Genomic DNA, 16,635 nt, shown 5'->3' with positions numbered 1-16,635 from the left:
AACCCTCTGGGTGGCACCCCAGTAGTTGCCTCTGGGTTTCATTTGATTAATAACAGGAGCACCATGACCACCTACCAACGCATCGTCCTCGCCTCGCGTCCCGCCTCCACGGAGGAAGTCAACCCGGCACATTTTCGTCTGGAAAATCAAGACCTTCCCGCCATCAAGGATGGTGAATTGCTGGTACGTAACCAGTACCTGTCGCTCGATCCCTACATGCGCGGGCGCATGAGTGCCAATAAAAGCTATGCGGCGCCGCAGGCTTTGAATGAAACCATGATCGGCGGTACGGTGGGCGTCGTGCTGGAATCGAAGCATCCGAAGTTTGCCGTGGGCGACACGGTCGTGGGTACTTTGGGCTGGACGGAAGTGGCCGTGTCGGATGGCACCATGCTGCGCAAGGTCGACACGACACACATTCCTGCCTCCGCCTACCTTGGTTCCGTCGGCATGCCGGGCATGACGGCCTGGTATGGCTTGAATCAGATCATGGCGCCGAAGGCGGGCGAAACTGTGGTCGTGTCGGCCGCCAGCGGCGCCGTGGGCAGCGTCGTGGGGCAACTGGCTAAGTTGAAAGGCTGCCGCGTCGTCGGCATCGCCGGCGGCGCGGACAAGTGCGCCTATGTGGTGAATGAACTGGGTTTCGATGCCTGCGTCGATTACAAGGCGGGCAATCTTGAGGCCGATTTGGCGGCGGCCACGCCGGACGGCATCGACGCCATCTTTGAAAACGTGGGCGGCGCCATCTTCGATGCGGCGCTGGCGCGCACCAACGCGTTTGGCCGTGTGGCCGTGTGCGGCTGGATCGCCGGCTACAACGGCGAACCGACGCCGCTCGACAATGCGCGCCTGATCCTCACCAACCGCCTGACCGTGCGCGGCTTCATCGTTTCGGAACAGCCGGAATTCTGGCCGCAGGGACTGGCGGAACTGGGAACGCTGGTGGCGACGGGCAAGCTGAAATTCCGCGAATCCGTGGCCGACGGCTTGGCCAGCGCGCCCGAGGCCTTCATCGGCCTCTTAAAAGGGCGCAACTTCGGCAAGCAGCTGGTGAAGTTGTAAGCGGGCCGTCCTGAAAAGTGACCGGGCGCGCCCGGTAGCGCAGCAAAGCTTTCAATAGATCGGGAGCGTGAAATCCTCGTCGATCCTGCGCGCCTTGCTCGTGGCGTTCGCTTGCAACAGCGACTGGATCAGGGCGCTGCCGAAGCACCGTTGCAGCAGGTGCGCGATGGCGATGCCGAACCGCGTCCGCACGTGCATGAGCCGGATGAGGCGAGGGCTCAGCTCCCGCTGTGTACGCTCGGCATACGGGCGAAGGATGCGTTCGTATGCCTCGAAAGCCTCGGTGTGGGTCGCGCATCTCTTGATTTCCCCCGCCAGCACGTAGGCTCCCACCAGCGCCAGAGCCGTGCCCTTGCCCGTGAATGGCGTCGGGCAGTGCGCCGCATCGCCCAGCAAGACCAGCCGGCCTTTTGACCAGGTGGAAGCTTGTACCTGGCTCATCGGCCCGAAGTAGAAGTCCTGGACATTATCAAGCTCGGCGATGATACGATCGGCCACCTTGCCCCGGCCCACCAGTGCCGCACGCAGCATCTCGCGCCGCGACGGCGCCGTCGGACTTCGCAGGCCAGGCTCAGCGGCAGGAAAGGTCATCAGCACGGTAGTGTGTGTCAAGCCACCTGGCCTGAGGTTGATCATCGTCCCGCCTATGCCATTGACGGAGCAGGCCCAGAAGTCGTCCTCCGGTCGCCGGGGAATGTTGAAAAACGCCATGTAGGCACCGAGGTAACGCATGCGCGTTTCAGCAGCCAGCGCCAGGTCTCTGGTCGGCGAGCTCACGCCGTCGGCGCAGATCACCAGTTCGAAGTCCTCTGCCGTGCCATCGGCAAAGATTGCCCGCACGCCATTTTCAATCTCTTCAACGCCACTGACGCACGTGCCAAAACGGTATTCGCAAGTGCCGTGGGTAGCATCGAACAAAATACGGGCGAAATCGCCGCGCAGGATTTCAAAATCGCAGGTCAGTCCGCCGATACTACCTTTGGGAAAAACAGCCACCACCTTGCCGGCCGCGTCGAGCCACTTCTGGCCGCACTCCAGCGTGTCGCGCGCCTCGACCTGTGATGTCAAACCCATGAGCTTGATGACCTGCTGCGCGGCATCCTTCACATCGATGTTCTGCCCGCCGACCCTGAGCGCGCCAGCCTTTTCGACAAGCACCACGGAGTAGCCGTACCTGCTCAGCCACCAGGCACACGCGGGGCCGGCGATGCCGCCGCCGCAGATCAGGATTTTCTTCGTTTGTTCCATGTGACAGCTTTCGTGGTTGTGATGTCAGCGTCCATGTTAGGCGCGCCACGTGTTGGTCACAATGAGCCAACAGGCCATGTTATATCGCGTCCGTCCGATCCCGGCAACATCGAATCATGGGCGCAGCGGATGGGCATCAGTGCGCGCACGCTGTCACGCCTGGTGTCCCGGGAAACCGGCATGAGTTTCGGACGCTGGCGCAGGCAACTGCATATCCTGCTCGCCTTGCAATGGATGGCCAGGGGGGCCACGGTCCAGCATGTCGCAGAGGGCCTGGGCTACGAGAACGCGAGCAATTTTGTCGTCATGTTTCGCAAAATACTCGGTGAAACACCTGGACGTTACTTGAAATCGAACGCTTGAGCCGCACCACCTGCCAAGGCGTGGCAGGCCGTGCGACAATGGCGGCCCCTCTCTTATTACCGCATGCCATGACCAAGCACACCATCCGCCTCGGCGACTGGGCCACCCTGGGCTCCGACGCCACCGCCATCCGTTTTGAAGTCTTTGTCGATGAACAGAAAGTGCCGGCCGAGATCGAACTCGACGACATGGACGCCGTCTGCCTGCATGCCGTTGCCTATGACGACGTTGGTGCCGCCATCGGCACGGGCCGGTTATTGCCCGATGGCCATATCGGCCGCATGGCCGTGCGCCAGCCGGGCCGCGGCACGGGCGTGGGCGGCGCCATTTTGACTTTGCTGATGGAGAAGGCCCGCGAACGCGGCGATGCAGCGGTGGTGCTGAATGCGCAAACCGTGGCCGCGCCATTTTATGCGCGCCACGGTTTCGTGCAGCAGGGGGAACAGTTTGAAGAGGCGGGGATTGCGCATGTGGAGATGCGGCTGGTGTTTTAGGGTGTTGTCGGATTACGGCCTGCGGCCTAATCCGACCTACGCCTGTCGTTGCACGTAGGTCGGGTTAGCGCAAAGCGCGTAACCCGACACCACCAGCACAATCAGTTCTGCGCGTGCGACTGGCGCCATTTGTCCAGAATCACCGCCAGCACGATCACGACACCTTTCGCCACATACTGCCAGAACGACGACAGCCCCAGAATCGTCAAGCCATTGTTCATCACGCCGATGATCAGGGCGCCGATGACGGTGCCCCAGACGGAACCCACGCCACCCATCAGGCTGGTGCCGCCGAGCACGACGGCCGCAATCGCATCGAGTTCATAACCGGTACCCCAGTTGCCGTTGGCCGCGTACAGGCGGCTGGCCGACATGGCGCCGCCCAGGCCGGCGAACAGGCCGCTGATGGTGTAGACAAACATCAGCACGAGGCCGACCTTGATACCGGTCAAACGTGCCGCCTGGATATTGCCGCCGACGGCGTAGATATGCAGGCCCAGGGTTGTCTTGCGCAAAATAAACCACGTCAGCACGACGACGGCCGCCGCCAGCCAGATCAGCCAGGGCACGGCCAGGAAGCTGCCGTTGCCCATCCATTCGAAGCTCGGGATTTCCGTGTTCAGCACGCTGGTGCCATCCGCCAGCAGGTAGGCGGCGCCGCGCAGGGCCGTCATGGTGCCCAGGGTCACGACAAATGGGTTCAGGCCGACGAGGGCGACCAGCACGCCATTGAGCGCGCCCAGCAGCAGGCCGACGATGAGGAAGGCGGGAATCGAAAAGCCGGCGAACTGGGCCGACAGCGACATCAGCATGCCTGCCACGGCCGAGACCGCCAGCACGGAGCCGACGGACAAATCGATGCCGCTGGTCAGAATGACAAAGGTCATGCCGGACGCCAGCACGATGTTGATCGACACCTGGCGGAAGATGTTCATGGTGTTATTGCTGGTCATGAACGTCGACGTGCCGTCGGCCGAGAAATACACGGTCAGGCCGTACATGGCCAGGTAGAGCACCACCAGCACGGGCAGCATGCCCAGGCGGCGCATCAGGTTCGAGGCATTGAAGGGTTCGCCGGCGCGCGCGGCGCCGCTGGTGGTACTCGTTGTCATGTTAAATCTCCTGAATGGTTGTTCTTTTATGCCGCTTCCAGCTGGGTGGCATAGGCAAGGATGTTTTCCTGCGTGATGTCGTCACCCGTCACTTCGCCGGTGAGCCTGCCTTCGCACATCACCATCACGCGGTCGCAAATGCCTACCAGTTCGGCCAGTTCGCTGGAAATGCACAGCACGGCCGTGCCCGCGTCCGCCAGCTGGTGGATGATCTTGTAAATTTCGCTCTTCGCGCCCACGTCCACGCCCCGCGTCGGTTCATCGAGGATGAGGACCTTGGGCGCGATGGCCAGCCAGCGCGCCAGCAAGACTTTCTGCTGGTTGCCGCCGGAGAGTCCGCCGACGATGCCGTCCGGCCCCGACACTTTCACGTTGAGGTTGCTGATGGCCTCGCGCGTGAGCTGGGTCAGGGCGCCACGGTTGACCACGCCCGCCGTCGCATGCTTGGACAGGATATTCATCGACATGTTTTCCATGGCCGACAATTGCATGAACAGGCCCAGACTCTTGCGGTCTTCGGGCAGGTAGCCGATGCCGTGGCGGATGGCCGCCAGCGGCCGGTGGATATGCACTTCCTGGCCGTCGAGCCATACTTGCCCCGATTGCTTCTTGTCCGCGCCAAAGATCAGGCGCGCCAGTTCCGTGCGGCCTGCGCCGACGAGGCCGGCAAGACCCGTCACTTCGCCCGCATGCAGGGTGAACGAGGCCGGCTTGACCTTGCCGCCGCCCACCTTGTCCACGCGCAGGCGCTCGGCGCCCCGGGTGGTGCGCCGCTGGTGCGAATAAAAGTCGTCGGCAGGGCGGCCCACCATCATTTGCACGACTTTCTTTTGATCCAGCTCATCCTTGCCCAGCTCGCCCACATAGGCGCCGTCGCGCAGCACCGTGATGCGGCGCGCCAGGCGTTCCACTTCGGCCATGCGGTGGCTGATGTAGAGTACGGCCAGGCCCTTGTCGCGCTGTTCTTCGATGATGCGGAACAATTGTTCTGTTTCCCGGTCGGACAGGGCGGCAGTGGGCTCGTCCATGATCAGGATGCGGCTTTCATGCACGAGGGCGCGGGCGATTTCCACCTGCTGCTGCTCGGCGATCGACAGGGTCGAGACCATGGTGTCGGCGTCGAAGCGGGAACCGAGATCGGCCAGGATGGCGTTCGTGCGCGCGCGCATTTCGCCGCCCTTGACGGTCCAGAACGGTCCCTTCGGCTCGCTGCCCATGAAGACGTTCTGCGCCACCGTCATGTTCTTGGCCACGCTCAGTTCCTGGTAGATCAGGTTGATGCCCAGCGCGCGTGCCTCGCCCGGGTTGCGGATGCGGATCGGCTTGCCGTCGAGAATGATCTCGCCCGCGTCCGGCGTGTACACGCCGGATAAAATCTTCATCAGGGTACTCTTGCCGGCGCCGTTCTCGCCCATCACGGCATGGATTTCGCCGCTGCGCACCGTCAGGTGCACGCCGCGCAGCGCGCGCGTGGCGCCAAAGCGCTTCTCGATGCCGCGCATTTCAAAAATAATATCATCGCTCATGACTGTCCTTCCTTGCTTGTGAAACTGGCGCCGCCTGCCATTGGCTGGCGGCGCCTCGTGGTTCAGGTCAGGCAGATCAGTTCTTTACCCAGCCCGTGTAGGTGGCGACGTTTTCCTTGGTGATGGCCGGGGTCGGCAACAGCACCATGGTCTGCTTCGGCGTGCGGCCGTTCATGATGTCGTAGCCCATCTGCACGGCGTCGGTCGCCATGCGGTACGGGTTTTGCGCCGAGGTGGCGGCAAACAGGCCGGCCTTGTTTTTCAGGGCGTTCTGGCCGTCGGGCGCGCCATCGACTGCCGTGATCAGTTTCACGTCCGTGCGCTTCGACTGCTTGATCGCCAGTTCGGCGCCGATACCGGTTGGGTCATTGATGGCGAACACGCCGTCGATCTTCGGATGGGCCGTCAGCAGGTTCGACATCACGGTCATGCCGCCGTCGCGGCTGCCGCCGGCGTTCTGGTTGTCGGACAGGATCTTGATATCCTTGAACGCGGCCAGGGTTTTCTTGCAGCCATTCACGCGGTCGATCACGGACGTGACCGGCGGGCCGTTCAGGATCACCACATTGCCCTTGCCGCCGATCTGCTTGGCCAGGTAGGCGCACGAGACGTCGCCCGCCATGGTGTTGTCGGACATCACGGTGGCCGAAGCGCCCACGGCGCCCACGTCGACAGCGATCACGACCACGCCCGCATTGCGCGCTTTCTTGATGGCTGGCGCGATGCCCTTGGAGTCGACGGCGTTCAGGATGATGATGTCGGTCTTGTTGGCAATAAAGTTCTCGATCTGGTCCACCTGGGTGTTCAGGTCATACTTGCTGGAAACAGTGGTGACTTTCACGCCAGGGCCGCCCAGCTTTTTCGCGCTTTCTTCCGCGCCGCGGCCAATGGCGACAAAAAACGGATTGGCCAGGTCGCCCACGCTCACGCCGATCGATTTCAGCGGTTTGTCAGCAGCGAAAGCGCCGCAGGCGGCGGACAGCAGCAGGGAGGCGGTAATGACTTTTTTCATGAGGATCTCCAAGGGTTTTTATTGTGAAAAACAAACGGTGCTACGGGTGAAAAGGGGTGCCAACTTATTGACTGCGTAATTTCTCGATCATGGCGTCCAGCTTGCCCGCATCGACGGCAAAGCCGCGGATGCCTTCGGCCAGCTTTTCGGTGGCCATCGCGTCGTCGTTCAAGGCGTAGCGGAAAGCGGCTTCGTCATACGTGATGGCCGGCTGCGCCTCGCCCAGGTCGGCGCCCAGGGCCCGCTCGAACGGTGCATCTGCCGTTTCGAGTTTCGCCAGCAGATCGGGGCTGATGGTCAGCAAGTCGCAGCCGGACAGGGCCGTGATCTGGCCCACGTTGCGGAAGCTGGCGCCCATCACTTGCGTGGCGATGCCATGTTGTTTGTAGTAATTGAAGATGCGCGTGACCGACTGTACACCTGGATCGTTGGACAAGCTGCGCGCCGCTTCGTCCCATGCCGCGCCCAGCGATTTTTTATGCCAGTCGTAGATGCGGCCCACAAAAGGCGAAATCAGCCGTACTTTCGCATCAGCGCAGGCGACGGCCTGGCAAAATGCGAACAGCAGGGTCAGGTTGCAAAAGATGCCGTCTTTTTCCAGTTCGCGCGCCGCCTGGATGCCTTCCCAGGTGGCGGCGACCTTGATCAGCACGCGCTCGCGACCAATGCCGGCTTGCTCGTACAGGGCGATCAGGCGGCGCCCGCGGGCCACGGTGGCGTCGCGGTCAAAGCTCAGGCGCGCATCGACTTCCGTCGATACGCGGCCCGGCACCACCTTCAAAATTTCCAGGCCGAAGCGCACCAGCACCTGGTCGACAATATCGTCCAGCGACGCGTTCTTGTGCGCGGCGACCGTGCTTTCCAGCAAGGGTGCGTAATCGGGCTGCAGCACGGCCTTTAAAATCAGCGACGGATTGGTGGTGGCGTCCTGCGGCGCGAAGCGCGCCAGTTGCAAAAAGTCGCCCGTGTCGGCGACGACGGTGCTGTGTTGTTTCAATTGTTGCAGCTGATTCATTACTCTTCCTTATCACTGAGTTGGTGCAAGGCTTGCACGGCGGGAAACAAGCTACGGTAGCGGCTGTAGCGGATGCTCAAGGCTGCGCTGTGCGCGGCATCGGGCAAGAAAGTGTTTTTGATGGGTAACCCTTGCGTCAGCAGGCTGGCGTCACCGATGGCGGCAAAGCCCAGCTTGGCCGCGCCCAGGCTGGCGGACAGTTCGCTGTTGTGCAGGGTGCGCATTTCGCGTCCCAGCACATTGGCCAGCAGTTGCGCCCAGTACTGGCTGCGCGCGCCGCCGCCCACCAGCATGCAGTGGGGAACGACGGCGCCCGTCGACGTGACGGCCGCCATGGCGTCGCGCAAGGCAAAGGCCACGCCTTCGAGTACGGCATAGCCGAGCTGTGCCGGCGTACTGTCATGGCCCAGCTGCAAAAAGGCGCCGCGCACTTGCGGGTCGTTATGCGGCGTGCGCTCGCCAGACAGATACGGAAGGAACAGCGGTGCCGATGGCGCGACGGGGGCGTCGAGCGGCAAGAGCGCTTCCACCAACGCCAGCAGGGCTGCCTCGTCGGGCTGGCCCAGCACGCCAGTGGCCCAGCGCAAGCAACTGGCGCCGGACAAGATCGCGCCCATCGCATACCAGCGGCCGGGCAGGGCGTGGCAAAAGCTGTGCACGCCGCCGGCCGGATTGCCCAAAGGCTGTTCTGTGACGGAAACGATGGCGGCGCTGGTGCCCAGCGAAATGAAACTGTCGCCGCCATTGACGGCGCCGATGCCCACGGCCGAGACGGGGTTGTCGCCGCCACCGGCCGCCACCACCACATCCGATGACAAGCCCAGTTTGTCTGCGACGGCGGCCAGCACGGTGCCCGTGGCGGCGTCGCCTTCGGCCAGCGCCGGCATCTGTTCCGGTATCAAGCCGCAGGCGGCCAGCATGGGGGCGAACCAGGCACGGTTGGCCTCGTCCAGCCACAGGGTACCGGCCGCGTCGGACATGTCGGTGACCTTGTTGCCCGTCAGGTGCAGGCGCAGGTAGTCTTTCGGCGACAGCACGCAGGCGATGGCGGCAAAGGCGTCAGGCTCGTGGGTTTGCAGCCACAGCAGTTTTGGCGCCGTCAGGCCCGCCATGGGCAGGCTGCCCGTCACGTCCGCATACGCGGGATAGTCGCGCGCCAGGCTGGCCGCTTCGGCTTCGGCGCGCGCATCGTTCCACAGGATGGCGGGACGGATCACGGCGTCTTGGTCGTCGAGCAGCACAGCGCCGTGCATCTGGCCCGACAGACCGATGCAGGCGATCTGTGCGTATTCCTGCGGCCAGCCGGCGCGCAGCTGCGCCAGGGCGTTGACGCAGGCGGCCCACCAGTCTTGCGGCGCTTGTTCGGACCAGCCCGGCTGTGGGCGGCTGGTGTCGACGCGCACGGACGCCTGGCCGCGCACGGCGCCAGTGCTGTCCATCAGCACGGTTTTCAGTTCGGAGGTACCGAGGTCGATACCGAGGGAAATCGCTGGATGCATGTTTGGTTGTACTGTAAAAGGTCAGAGGCAGCCGCAAGAATTGCGTACGCGCAAGGTCGGCGACAGGCGCTGCACGTGCTGGGCACGGCCGGGATGGGCGATGCGCTCGATTAGCAGGTCGACGGCCATGGCGCCCAGCTCTTCGAGCGGCTGCGCCATCACGGTCAGGCGGGGGCTGAAATAATCGGCCCAGTCGAAATCATCGAAGCCGGCCAGGGCGACGTCTTGCGGTACCGCAATGTGGGCGTCGCGCAAGGCATGCATGGTGCCGATGGTCATCAGGTTATTGCCGGCCACGATGGCCGTCGGGCGCTGTCCGGCAGGTAAGGCCAGCAATTCGCGTGTGGCCGCGCCGCTGCGCTCCAGATTGGAGTCGCCCGAGCGCAGCAGCTCCGCATCGAAGGTGATATTGGCGCGCTGCAAGGCCAGGCGGTAGCCTGCGATACGTTCATCCGTCGTGGACAGGCCGGGCGCGCCCGCGATGAAACCGATGCGGCGGTGGCCGTGGGCCGTGATCAGGTGGCTGACTAGCTGGGCCGTCGCCTCGATGTTTTCCACACCTACCTGGTCGAACGGCTGTGGCGACATGCGGTCGACCAGCACGGAAGCGATCTTGTTGCTGGTCAAATAGTCGAGCGCGCGGTTGTGCGGATCGCCGGACGGCGCCAGCACGATGCCGTCGACCCGGCGCTGGTGCAAGTTCTGTACTACTTTGAGTTCCTGCTCGGGATCGTCATGCGTATCGGAAAACAGCATCATCAAGCCATGGCGCGTGCAGGCCGCCTCGATGGCGCGCACGGTTTCACTGAAGTAATGATTGGTGAAGGCGGAAATGGCCACGCCGATGGTGCCCGACGAGGAGCCGGCCAGCGCGCGCGCCAGCATGTTGGGCACATAGCCGATCTGCTGCATGGCCGCATTGACGGCGGCGACGGTTTTCGGGCTGACCTTGCGGGTGCCGTTGACTACGTGAGAGACGGTCGACAGCGATACGTCCGCCGCCCGCGCTACATCTTCCATGGTGGCCATGGTGTCTCCTGAGGTTTTTTTATTATTGTGTACTGCGATAGTGTGCGGCTGTGTCGCCGCGATTGAAGCTATCGTAAACAAAAGAAAGCGCTTGCGCAAGCGCTTTCTTTTTTGTGCGAGCGGATGTCGAGTGAGTTTTTGATGAAGAGAGGGGAAGCTTGCGTAGGTCGGATTAGCGCGCCGCAGGGGCGCGTAATCCGACATTGTGGACGGTGGTGATGCCGGTTGAGTGTGGTGGTGTTGTCGGGTTACGCGCTTGCGCGCTAACCCGACCTACCCCGACCTACCCGGACCTACTGTATCACCAGCTCATGCAATTCGCCGGGAGAATCCGGGAACAATTTGACGACGGTGGAGGCGCGCGTGCCGTAGCCCGGCGTTTCGATGCAGACGGCGGACAGCACGCGTTCGAGGTCGAGCGGCACGCCCGTGTCCGGCAAGCGGAAGTCGGGTGCGCGCGTGGTGTCGGCCAGCATGTCGAAATACGCTTCGTCGGGCGCGCCCTGGCACAGCAAGCTGGCGAACTGGGCCTTGGTCTTCAGGACCTTCGGCCATGGCGCGTCGAGCAGCGCGTTGGACAGGCCGTAGATGCCTGGCTCCAGAGGCTGGCCGTTGCGCGCATCGCCATCGCCCCGGTTGGAAAACCAGATCAGGGTATCCGCGTCGCCCAGCACCAGATTAAAACCGTTGTAGGCTTTGCATCCGGGGCGGATTTGCGCGATGTAGTCTTGCGGCGACATATTGCCAGCCAGGTAGTCGGCCACCAGGGCGCCGCGCGAGGGGGCGTCCGGGTTGCGGTCTTGCGGGCTGCGGATATTCGTGATGGCGGCAAAGCGCGAGCTGCCGGCGCCGGCTTGCGTGATACCCATCCAGCTGCCGCCCGCCTGCAGGTCGCGGCCAGCATACACTTGCGGGTGCTCGGGCCAGGCACCAGCGGGGGCGCTGGCGCGTTCGTAAAATTCGTCGCGGTTGGCGGCGGCAATCAGCGGGATGTGCGGATTGACTTTCCAGGCAAAAACGATCAGGCACATGGAGGCAAATCCATGAACACTTCCGTATGGCGCGCGCCGGCCGTCAATGACAGCAAGCCCGCTTCGTCGGCTGCGCTGGCCAGCAGTTCCGTAAAGCCTTCGCCGACGACGGGATAAATTTCCATCCACGTCTGCAAGCCATCCTTGGCGTCAGGACGGCGCTTGAGTTGCGGCGCCACGCCGGAGGCGGCCGCCAGTTTTGCCTGCAAGGCACGCACCCTGGCTTCCAGCGCCTGGGCGTGCTCTTCTTTTACCTGATAGTAAACGTACAGATCTTTCATGGCATTCTCACAAGTCGAGTGCGTCGAGCACGTAAGGCATGGTCAGGAATTGCACGGCGGCGCCCTGGGCCGAGCCGTAGCGCACGGCGCCGGCGGCGCTTGCACCTTCTGCTATGGCCCCCAGCTTCATTTCAACGAGGGCGTCGATGCCGCCCACGCCGTTCGGAGCCGCGTTGACGACCATGCCGCAAGGCTGCTCGGGGTCGCTGATGGCGAATAGTTCGCCGCCGGCCACGACCGAGGGATCGGCAATGCTGACGAGGGTGGTGCGGCGCTTGAGCTTGCCCAGATACTGGCTGCGCGCGACGATTTCCTGGCCCGGGTAGCAGCCTTTCTTGAAATTGACGCCGCCCAGCAGCTCGAAGTTGACCATTTGCGGCACGAATTGCTCTTGCGTGGCGGCCGTGATTTGCGGGATGCCCGCGTGGATCTCGGACAATTGCCAGGCGTCATTGCCGCCCTTGGCCAGCTGTTGCGTCAATGGGGTCCACACGTCGCGCGCCGTGGCGGCAGACGTCAGCCATTCATAGCGGGCGCTGCCAAATGCATCGGCCACGCGCAGCAGCGTGCCCAACTCATGCTCGACCTTGCTGAACGGCGTGGCGGGCAGTGCCGGGAACCAGGCGGACAGGGCCGAGCTGGCCTTTTGGCCGCCGAGGCCCAGGACGACCTGGTTCGCTTCGTCAAAGGATGCATCGTGCAGCTTGGCCTTGGCGCGCAGCACGAACATTTGCAGCCGCTTCTGGATGGCTGGCTGTATGGTGCGCGGCAATTGCAGATAAATGGTGGTGGCGTTGCGCCACATCAGGAAACTGGCCAGCAAGCGGCCCTTCGGCGTGCAGTAGCCGGCCAGGCGCACTTGCTCCTGGCTCAGGTGTTCCACGTCGTTGGTCAGCTGGCCGTGCAGGAAACTGGCTGCCTCGTCGCCGTTCAAGCCGATCAAGCCCTGGTCCGTGATGGCCGCGACAAAACCTTCTTGCAGCTGGGGCACGGTCAGGGACTGGCCGAAATCATGGATAGGGGCGGCGGCGATGGGGGCGGTGCCGTCAGGCGCGCCATCGATGGCAACGGGGCGGGCGCCTTGGGCGGTTAAAAATTGATTCCAGTTATTCATAATTTCCATTAGATCAGCGATTAAGCATTATCATTACGGGTTCATTATAGTGATGTCGCGCAAATTGCGTCGGCAGCGGCAAGATTGCCAGTGTTGGCGCCGCTTTGCGCGGACTTGCTTCACAAATGAACGATCATAACAAGCGCGCGTTGCCCGCCAGCGAGCGCATCACAAGAATCGGAACAATGGCTTTCTTTAAAAAACTTGTAGTCAGCTCAGTCATCGCCGCCATCGGCGTCGGCGGTACTTTTGTGTATTGGGCGCAGCAGCCCATCACCACGGACGGCGAGGCGATCCCGTTTACGATCGCGCCGGGCAGCGGCGCGCATGCGGCCGGCCAGCAAATCGCGGACGCGGGCGTGCCCATCGTGCCCATCCTGTTCAACATGCTGGCGCGCATCGAAGGCAAGACCTCGAAGATCAAGGCCGGTTCTTACGAGTTGAAACCGGGCACCACGCCGCAGCGCCTGATCACGCAGCTGGCGCGCGGCGAATTCGCGCAAGAGGCGCTGACCATCATCGAAGGCTGGACCTTCAAGCAGATGCGCCTGGCGATGGCGAATCACCCTGGCCTCAAGCACGATACCGTGGGCCTGTCCGACAAGGAACTGATGGCGAAGATCAGCCCGGAATACGTGCACCCGGAAGGCTTGTTCTTCCCGGATACATATTTGTTTGCCAAGGGCGCCAGCGAAATGCAGATTTTCAGGCAGGCGCACACGGCCATGATCGGCCGCCTTTCCGAAGCGTGGGACAAGCGCGATCCGGCCTTGCCATATAAAAACCCGTACGAGGCGCTGATCATGGCTTCCATCGTGGAAAAAGAAACGGGGCAAAAGTCCGAGCGCGCGATGATCGCCGGCGTGTTCGTCAACCGCTTGAAAACAGGCATGCTGCTGCAGACGGACCCGACCGTGATCTATGGCATGGGCGATAACTACCAAGGCAAGATCCGCAAACGCGACCTGGAAGCGGACACCCCTTACAATACCTACACGCGCGGCGGCTTGCCGCCCACGCCGATCGCCCTGGCTGGCGCGCAATCGCTGACGGCGGCGCTGGCGCCGGCCCGCACGCAAGCGCTGTATTTCGTTGCGCGCGGCGACGGCACCAGCCAGTTCTCGGCCAACTTGCCCGACCATAACCGCGCCGTGAACCAGTATCAGCGTTAATATCATCACAAGATTAAGAGTTTCATGACACAACACTATCAACCCCGCTTCATCACCTTCGAAGGCATCGATGGCGCGGGCAAGTCGACGCATATCGGCTTTGTGACCGACTACCTGCAGCAGCGGGGCGTGAGCCTCGTTTCATCGCGCGAACCGGGCGGCACCAGCCTGGGCGAAAAGCTGCGCGAACTGCTGCTGCATGAAAAAATGCACCTGGAAACGGAAGCCTTGCTGATGTTCGCCAGCCGCCGTGAACACATCGCGCAAGTCATCGCCCCCGCCCTGGAACGGGGCGAGTGGGTCATTTCCGACCGCTTTAGCGATGCCAGCTTCGCCTATCAGGGCGGCGGGCGTGGCATGGACTTGCGCAAGATGGATGCGCTGGAAGCATGGGTGCACCCGCACTTGCAGCCGGACCTGACATTCCTGTTCGACGTGCCGCTGGCTGTCGCCAGAGCCCGCCTGGATGCCACGCGCGCGCTCGACAAGTTCGAGCAGGAGCAGGCCGATTTCTTTGCCGCCACGCGCAACGAGTATCTGCGCCGCGCGGCCCAGTTCCAGGAACGTTTCCGCATCATCGATTCCACGCAAAGCATTGCCGATATTCAAGTACAGCTGGCAAAACTGCTGGATATTTTGCTCGAACAAAGCCCTGTAATACGCTGATTTAAAAGAATAAAATGACCAGTTCTCTCTATCCGTGGCAGCAGGATGCCTGGCAGCAATTGCAAGCCTTGCGCCCGCGCATGCCGCACGCCATTCTGTTCCATGGCGCGCAGGGCATCGGCAAGGCCGACTTCATCGAGCATTTCGCGCAGGCTTTGCTGTGCGAAGACGTGCGCGCCGATGGTCATGCGTGCGGCGCGTGCGCCTCGTGCGGCTGGTTTAGCCAGGGCAACCATCCCGATTACCGCCGGGTCCGTCCGGAAGCGCTGGAAGACGAGGTGGCGGACGACGGCGAAGAGGGCGAAGGCGCGAAGAAAAGCGCCAAGACCAAGACGCCGTCGAAAGACATCAAGATCGAGCAGATCCGCAACCTGGCCGACTTCATGAACATTTCCACGCACCGGCAAGGCTTGCGCGTGGTGGTGCTGTACCCGGCCGAGGCGCTGAACACGCCGGCCTCGAACGCCTTGCTGAAAACCCTGGAAGAGCCGCCGCCGGGCACTTTGTTCCTGCTGGCATCGAACAGCCTGGACCGCTTGCTGCCGACGATCTTGTCGCGCTGCCGCAAATTCGCCTTGCCCATGCCCAGCCACGAGCAAGCCTTGACGTGGCTCAAGCAACAAGGCTTGAACGATGCGGACAGCTGGCTGCGCGAGCAGGGCGGTGCGCCGCTGGCCGCGCTGGCCCAGTCCGAATCGGGCGGCCGCGAAGAAACGGAACAGTTGCTGCAAGTGCTGGCCAATCCCGGCGTGGAAGCGGCCCTGAAGGCGGCCGATAAATTGCAGAAGGCGCCGCTGGCACCGCTGGTTGCGTCATTGCAGCGCTGGCTGTACGACGTGTTTTCCGTCAAGCTATCCGGCACCATCCGCTACTACCCGCGCCACCGGCGCGAGCTGGAAGCCTTGGCAGGACGCATCAACGTGAGCCGGCTGATGGCCGCCATCAAGGCCGCGAATGAGCGCCGGGCGATTGCCGAGCACCCCTTGTCACCGAAGCTGTTCCTGGAAGACATGCTGCTCGACTACGCATCCAGTTGCCAATAAAATCAAGCGCTTGCATTGTCAAGTTAATCCAAATTCTTTGAATATTGGCGCACTTGGAACTTAGCCGCAGGCGCGCGTGCAACTGCGGTATTGCACTTCGCACGCTTGCTGGCGTTCGGCGCGCCGGGCGCGGAAGGCCTGGGCTTCGGTGGGGCGCAGCTGCTCCGCTTGCGCGTCGACATTCCTGCCGGCCGCGACGTAGGGATTGCTGCTGGGCTTCATCGACAAGATGGGGCCGGTATCGTTTTCCGTGGCGCCTTGCGCCTGCGCGCGGCAATCCTGGCGCGCCGACGCGCAGACGGGCTGGCACAGGCCCGCCTCGGCGGCAGGCTTGGGCACGCCGCGTTTATCCTGGGCATGCGCTGTCAGGGCCAGGCAGGCCAGCAGTATCAAAGGGCGGGCAACTTTCAGCATGAACACTCTCCACGTATCCGCGCGCAACCCCATGGTTGCGCTGCGGTAAGCCACTATACATCTTGATAATATTTTTGCCTATCAGGCATACCCGTTTGCCACGCCTGGCCCCCGGTGATACAGTCAGGACACTGGACAGCAACGGAGGCGGGCATGAAACGAGTCACTGGCATCGGCGGCATCTTTTTCCACGCGCAAGACCCGGCCGCGCTGCGCGCCTGGTACCAGCGCCACCTGGGCCTCGACGTGCAGCCGTGGGGCGGCGCCGCTTTCAGCTGGACGGACGCCGACGGCAAGCCGACTGGCGGCACCACCATCTGGTCCGTCGCGGCCAATGACAACGAACAATTCGCGCCCGGCAAGGCATCCTTCATGATCAACTACCGGGTCGACGACCTCGACGCGCTGCTGCAAGCCCTGCGCGACGAAGGCTGCAACGTGCTGGAAAAGGCGCCCGATTCCGAGTATGGCCAGTTCGGCTGGGTCATCGATCCCGAAGGCAACAAGGTGGAGCTGTGGCAGCCGCCGCAGGGACAGTAGACAGCAGCATCCTG

18 protein-coding genes are annotated in these 16,635 nt (G+C 62.8%); 7 read left to right on the top strand and 11 right to left on the bottom strand.

Annotation, left to right across the window (positions count from 1 at the left end; translation table 11 throughout):
• The first annotated feature begins 63 nt into the window (after positions 1-63).
• Complete coding sequence (locus HWE17_RS13595) at positions 64-1,062, top strand: NADP-dependent oxidoreductase (RefSeq protein ID WP_176389099.1); 999 nt, start codon at positions 64-66, stop codon at positions 1,060-1,062.
• Positions 1,063-1,113: 51 nt separating this feature from the next.
• On the opposite strand, the gene HWE17_RS13590 is transcribed toward HWE17_RS13595, so the two are convergent.
• Complete coding sequence (locus HWE17_RS13590; RefSeq protein WP_176389098.1) at positions 1,114-2,310, bottom strand: FAD-dependent monooxygenase; 1,197 nt, start codon at positions 2,308-2,310, stop codon at positions 1,114-1,116.
• Here HWE17_RS13590 and HWE17_RS13585 point away from each other — a divergent pair, their 5' ends adjacent.
• Both HWE17_RS13585 and HWE17_RS13580 read left to right on the top strand, forming a co-directional pair.
• On the top strand, positions 2,311-2,673 hold the full coding sequence (locus tag HWE17_RS13585; protein ID WP_369681733.1) for a helix-turn-helix domain-containing protein: 363 nt from the start codon (positions 2,311-2,313) through the stop codon (positions 2,671-2,673).
• A 68-nt stretch (positions 2,674-2,741) separates the two neighbouring features.
• Positions 2,742-3,167, top strand: coding sequence for a GNAT family N-acetyltransferase (locus HWE17_RS13580; RefSeq protein WP_176389097.1), 426 nt, complete (start codon positions 2,742-2,744; stop codon positions 3,165-3,167).
• Between the two features lie 101 nt (positions 3,168-3,268).
• On the opposite strand, the gene HWE17_RS13575 is transcribed toward HWE17_RS13580, so the two are convergent.
• The 9 genes from HWE17_RS13575 to HWE17_RS13535 all read right to left on the bottom strand — a co-directional run bounded on the left by HWE17_RS13575 (position 3,269) and on the right by HWE17_RS13535 (position 12,795).
• On the bottom strand, positions 3,269-4,279 hold the full coding sequence (locus HWE17_RS13575; RefSeq protein ID WP_035819084.1) for a ribose ABC transporter permease: 1,011 nt from the start codon (positions 4,277-4,279) through the stop codon (positions 3,269-3,271).
• A gap of 26 nt (positions 4,280-4,305) precedes the next feature.
• Positions 4,306-5,805: a sugar ABC transporter ATP-binding protein gene (locus HWE17_RS13570; RefSeq protein ID WP_176389096.1), complete on the bottom strand. Its 1,500-nt coding sequence runs from the start codon at positions 5,803-5,805 to the stop codon at positions 4,306-4,308.
• A gap of 76 nt (positions 5,806-5,881) precedes the next feature.
• Positions 5,882-6,817, bottom strand: a complete 936-nt coding sequence (locus HWE17_RS13565) for an ABC transporter substrate-binding protein (protein ID WP_077404737.1) — start codon at positions 6,815-6,817, stop codon at positions 5,882-5,884.
• A 64-nt stretch (positions 6,818-6,881) separates the two neighbouring features.
• A complete protein-coding gene (tal, locus tag HWE17_RS13560; protein WP_176389095.1) occupies positions 6,882-7,832 on the bottom strand; it encodes a transaldolase in 951 nt (316 codons plus the stop codon).
• A complete protein-coding gene (xylB, locus tag HWE17_RS13555; protein WP_176389094.1) occupies positions 7,832-9,331 on the bottom strand; it encodes a xylulokinase in 1,500 nt (499 codons plus the stop codon). The genes tal and xylB overlap by 1 nt, the downstream gene beginning before the upstream one ends.
• A 21-nt stretch (positions 9,332-9,352) precedes the next feature.
• The gene (locus HWE17_RS13550; protein ID WP_176389093.1) at positions 9,353-10,360 is read right to left on the bottom strand and encodes a LacI family DNA-binding transcriptional regulator; all 1,008 of its coding nucleotides are present in this window, start codon (positions 10,358-10,360) and stop codon (positions 9,353-9,355) included.
• Positions 10,361-10,653: 293 nt separating this feature from the next.
• Entirely contained in the window at positions 10,654-11,391 is a 738-nt protein-coding gene (locus HWE17_RS13545) for an NRDE family protein (protein ID WP_176389092.1), read from the bottom strand.
• On the bottom strand, positions 11,382-11,672 hold the full coding sequence (locus tag HWE17_RS13540) for a DUF4936 family protein (protein ID WP_035819070.1): 291 nt from the start codon (positions 11,670-11,672) through the stop codon (positions 11,382-11,384). Before HWE17_RS13540 ends, HWE17_RS13545 begins: the two co-directional genes overlap by 10 nt.
• Before the next feature lie 7 nt (positions 11,673-11,679).
• Positions 11,680-12,795, bottom strand: a complete 1,116-nt coding sequence (locus HWE17_RS13535) for a folate-binding protein YgfZ (protein ID WP_176389091.1) — start codon at positions 12,793-12,795, stop codon at positions 11,680-11,682.
• A gap of 176 nt (positions 12,796-12,971) precedes the next feature.
• Here HWE17_RS13535 and mltG point away from each other — a divergent pair, with 176 nt between their 5' ends.
• From mltG to HWE17_RS13520, 3 genes are read left to right on the top strand one after another with little or no spacing between them, the layout of a single operon-like run.
• Positions 12,972-13,958: an endolytic transglycosylase MltG gene (gene mltG / locus HWE17_RS13530; RefSeq protein ID WP_035819066.1), complete on the top strand. Its 987-nt coding sequence runs from the start codon at positions 12,972-12,974 to the stop codon at positions 13,956-13,958.
• Positions 13,959-13,982: 24 nt separating this feature from the next.
• Entirely contained in the window at positions 13,983-14,624 is a 642-nt protein-coding gene (tmk, locus tag HWE17_RS13525; protein WP_176389090.1) for a dTMP kinase, read from the top strand.
• Positions 14,625-14,638: 14 nt separating this feature from the next.
• Positions 14,639-15,667: a DNA polymerase III subunit delta' gene (locus HWE17_RS13520; protein WP_070302470.1), complete on the top strand. Its 1,029-nt coding sequence runs from the start codon at positions 14,639-14,641 to the stop codon at positions 15,665-15,667.
• A gap of 60 nt (positions 15,668-15,727) precedes the next feature.
• Here the strand turns inward: HWE17_RS13520 and HWE17_RS13515 are convergent, their stop codons facing one another.
• On the bottom strand, positions 15,728-16,081 hold the full coding sequence (locus HWE17_RS13515) for a hypothetical protein (RefSeq protein ID WP_176389089.1): 354 nt from the start codon (positions 16,079-16,081) through the stop codon (positions 15,728-15,730).
• 153 nt (positions 16,082-16,234) lie between these two features.
• Between HWE17_RS13515 and HWE17_RS13510 the strand changes: the two genes are divergently transcribed.
• Complete coding sequence (locus HWE17_RS13510) at positions 16,235-16,621, top strand: VOC family protein (protein ID WP_035819054.1); 387 nt, start codon at positions 16,235-16,237, stop codon at positions 16,619-16,621.
• Positions 16,622-16,635 lie beyond the last annotated feature (14 nt).

Source organism: Janthinobacterium sp. BJB401, from assembly GCF_013372745.1.
GTDB lineage: Bacteria > Pseudomonadota > Gammaproteobacteria > Burkholderiales > Burkholderiaceae_D > Janthinobacterium > Janthinobacterium rivuli.
Note: the sequence above shows the minus strand (reverse complement) of the source record. Positions and strands in the feature narration are given on the sequence as shown.